Below are 3024 nucleotides of genomic sequence, written 5' to 3'. Positions count from 1 at the left end.
GCTCTTTCTTTTTGTCTCCTTTGCAGTTTGGTTTCATGCGGAAAGGTTTGTTGGTCCGTTTCTTCTTTTTCCAACGTGATGACGGAAGGAAGAATCGAGGTGAGGCAAGCATCGATCTGCTTCTTTACCGCCCGGACAAAATGCCATCGGTCATATACTTGCAAAATACTTTGCGAAGCGTTCTGAATCCCTTTCCGAAAAGCCTGATAGCCATCACGACTGACAACTTGGATGTTTTGATGATTTTTTAGCCATTTNGTGTCCTTTCCGAAAAGCAAAGTCATCGATTCCGATAAAAGGGGGACACCTCTTGATGAATCTCCGTTTTCCGAATAAGGGAGAGCAATACGTCATGGCTGACAGGGAGGGACAGGGCTTTCGCTACTTTTTCGCCATTGAGGCAGCTGGTGGAAAACGCGATTTTACGTAATACTTCTTCGGACCGTAAAGTTCGGCGTCCATTTTTGGAAATCCAATCATACCGTTCAGTAAAAATTTTTTGGGTGCAATTGGGTTGGTCGCAAAACCATTTTCTTGTGATAAGCAGGATGGAAACAGCTTTTCCGGCAATCGGCAAATCTTGAATCATGCGTGTATATCGGCTGTGTGGACGTGTGGAAGGCACTTGGCAATGAGGACAAGGGCAGGATTCATGAGTGCTTCGAACAATAAAGGTAATGGAGGATGGTTCTTCTTGAATATCGAGAACTTCTAGGAAAGGATCCGGTGAAGACCAATGGATTTGACGATTCATCATTCATCACACCTTTTCTTTTATTATACTATAAAAGTAAAATTATAGGCCTTCACCAAAATTGCGTAAGAGCCATTTTCTACTTGCCAAAAACAAGCCATGCAAATCCTCGAAGAGGGATTCGAAGACGCCACCGCCGTATTGGACTATCCGGACCGTTACCGGCGGCGCCTGCGCACGACCAACGGAGTGGAACGGCTGAACGAAGAAATTCGCCGCAGAGAACGGGTCATCCGCATCTTTCCGAACCGGGAATCGGTGTATCGCCTCGTTGGTGCCGTGTTGATCGAAATCGATGAAAAATGGATGTCAGGGCGCAAATACTTGGATATGGCTGAATATTGGCAGTGGCGGAAAACGAAAGAGCAAGGAGTCCGATCGGTGAATCAGGAGGCTCCGGCGATCAAGAGAGTGGGATAACCCCTTCGCTGTGTCAAGGAGAACGTGGAATACCTCGGAAGCGAGGAGTTGCCGCGAAAGCTCCTTGACACGCCTGTTCCTTGACAACATGATCATTTGTCCGGGAAGGCGACCGGCAGGGAGACTTTCCGGTCTTACCTACCATACGTCAAGTCATCAGGTCCATGTTGTCTATCAAAGGGGAATTTACACAATAATTTGGACTTGACCAAAAATTAAGCGAGAGATAATAACCTCTCGCCATACTTATTTCAAACATTTAAGATACGTCGAAACAACTTTTTCTGTACTTGTAGATCAGTTTCACATCACATCGATCCGTGTAAACAGCATCGAAGGTTTTGAAACGGCATTTACTAGCTTACACACCTGTTGTCCTTGTGCTAGTTGCACAATAGAGTTCAACTGACACCATGGGAAAAATTTAATATTCTACTAGCTTTTTAGTGTGACGTTAGTAAATGTTTAACTGCTTTAGCAATTACCCTTGACATAATAGGAGGAACAGCATTCCCTACTTGTACAAATTGTGCTGTTCTAGGTCCCTCAAATTTGTAATTATCGGGAAAACCTTGAATTCTTGCAGCTTCACGTACAGTCAACGAGCGTGCTTGCTTAATATCCGGATGAATATTATAATGTCCATCTTTAGCAATATGAGCTACAATAGTATGAGGGATCTCATTCCAATTATGCACTTTAAATCGGTCTAAAAACGATTCCTCATTTTGATGAGTTTTTAAATCATTAGGTAACTCGTTATATTTTAATTGAATGCCTTGATTCGAGTATTCTATAGCTATCCTATAAATCATTCGATCATGATCTCGAACAGCTCGTGCTTTATGATTCATAATCCCCATACTATTTTCTCGCATTTTTTTCTGATACTCAGAAAGTTCACTATTGTTTTGTAATGGATACTCTATTAACTTTAAATCTTCTCCCTCTCCAGGAGATAGCGAAGGTAAATCACCAATAACATTCCTTGTATTTTTTCTTCATTCCAGTATTCTGTGAAGCGAGAAAAATCTGGGTAAGTATAATTGAGTTCTTTCTTAAAACCAAATAATACTACCCTTTTTCTTCTTTGGAAAACTCCATAGTCAGAAAAATCAATAATATTGTTCTTATGTTCAGGATCATTACCAGATAGTATTGTATACCCGATGTTATCAAATTCTTCTTGAATAACCGAAAATATCTGTCCATCTTTAGCTGTTAAAATACCAGGCACGCATTCAATGGTGAGCGGTATTACGATCCAGAGACGGCAAGGTTTATCTCAATTTATCCATATCCTGGTAATAGAATATGATAACTCTCCAACAAATGTAATTCAACCCTTTTTTTATAATTTTTTACTTTTATAATAAAAAATGTAGATTAAATTCTATATAAAAAAGAGGAATTATCTATGTTAACTAAAACAAATAACCAATTAAGATTATCTATGTTTGTAATTATTTCTAGTTTAGTATTGGTATTTAGTACATTACTCGCTCCACTGAAATCCGAAGCTGTAACTTCCAATGATATTCCGGATCATTCAGAAATTAATTCAGAAATAACTAATATTGTGATTGCATATACTAAATTCGATGAGAAGAAAAATAAGATTGTTATTACAAATAAGAAAGAGTTATAAAGGAACAGCTAAATTTAATAAATAATGCGCCATCATACAAAGAGGTAGTTAGTGTCATTAAAAAATTTAACAAAGTTACTCAACTTTCGCAGTGAAAAATTTATGAATAATCCTTGATTTGATAGGTTTCTTTGGGTATCTCATATTCACTTGACACTGAAAAAATTCGTCTAAAAACCAAAAAGACACCTCTTTCTTTTGG

The 3024-nt window shown here is 38.8% G+C and carries 5 protein-coding genes and 2 pseudogenes; 3 read left to right on the top strand and 4 right to left on the bottom strand.

The window, feature by feature from the left end; translation table 11 throughout:
* Window positions 1–284 (bottom strand): transposase (locus ACFPOH_RS01945; protein WP_465270734.1); only part of this gene is annotated, 284 nt, incomplete at its 3' end.
* Window positions 281–757, bottom strand: a complete 477-nt coding sequence (locus ACFPOH_RS01940; RefSeq protein ID WP_340714495.1) for a transposase family protein — start codon at window positions 755–757, stop codon at window positions 281–283. The genes ACFPOH_RS01940 and ACFPOH_RS01945, both read right to left, overlap by 4 nt.
* A gap of 93 nt (window positions 758–850) precedes the next feature.
* Here ACFPOH_RS01940 and ACFPOH_RS01935 point away from each other — a divergent pair.
* Both ACFPOH_RS01935 and ACFPOH_RS17100 read left to right on the top strand, forming a co-directional pair.
* A pseudogene (locus tag ACFPOH_RS01935) lies at window positions 851–1174 on the top strand (transposase); the annotation flags it as partial.
* 262 nt (window positions 1175–1436) lie between these two features.
* A pseudogene (locus ACFPOH_RS17100) lies at window positions 1437–1572 on the top strand (IS982 family transposase); the annotation flags it as partial.
* 45 nt (window positions 1573–1617) lie between these two features.
* Here the strand turns inward: ACFPOH_RS17100 and ACFPOH_RS01930 are convergent.
* Together ACFPOH_RS01930 and ACFPOH_RS01925 are read right to left on the bottom strand one after the other, a co-directional pair.
* The gene (locus tag ACFPOH_RS01930) at window positions 1618–2028 is read right to left on the bottom strand and encodes a DNA cytosine methyltransferase (RefSeq protein WP_342471150.1); all 411 of its coding nucleotides are present in this window, start codon (window positions 2026–2028) and stop codon (window positions 1618–1620) included.
* Window positions 2029–2108: 80 nt separating this feature from the next.
* Window positions 2109–2411, bottom strand: coding sequence for a DNA cytosine methyltransferase (locus ACFPOH_RS01925; protein WP_342471151.1), 303 nt, complete (start codon window positions 2409–2411; stop codon window positions 2109–2111).
* 180 nt (window positions 2412–2591) lie between these two features.
* Between ACFPOH_RS01925 and ACFPOH_RS01920 the strand changes: the two genes are divergently transcribed.
* The gene (locus tag ACFPOH_RS01920; protein ID WP_342471152.1) at window positions 2592–2822 is read left to right on the top strand and encodes a hypothetical protein; all 231 of its coding nucleotides are present in this window, start codon (window positions 2592–2594) and stop codon (window positions 2820–2822) included.
* The last annotated feature ends 202 nt before the right edge of the window (window positions 2823–3024 follow it).

Source organism: Ureibacillus suwonensis (genome assembly GCF_042655065.1).
In the GTDB taxonomy this organism is placed as follows: domain Bacteria; phylum Bacillota; class Bacilli; order Bacillales_A; family Planococcaceae; genus Ureibacillus; species Ureibacillus suwonensis.
The sequence above is the reverse complement of the archived record's forward strand: the minus strand, read 5'-3'. Positions and strand labels throughout refer to the sequence as shown.

What these genes read in the sequence shown, in the direction of transcription:
- ACFPOH_RS01940 (WP_340714495.1), bottom strand. Translation starts at nt 757, where the DNA reads ATGATGAATCGTCAAATCCATTGGTCTTCACCGGATCCTTTCCTAGAA.
- ACFPOH_RS01930 (WP_342471150.1), bottom strand. Translation starts at nt 2,028, where the DNA reads ATGAATCATAAAGCACGAGCTGTTCGAGATCATGATCGAATGATTTAT.
- ACFPOH_RS01920 (WP_342471152.1), top strand. Translation starts at nt 2,592, where the DNA reads ATGTTAACTAAAACAAATAACCAATTAAGATTATCTATGTTTGTAATT.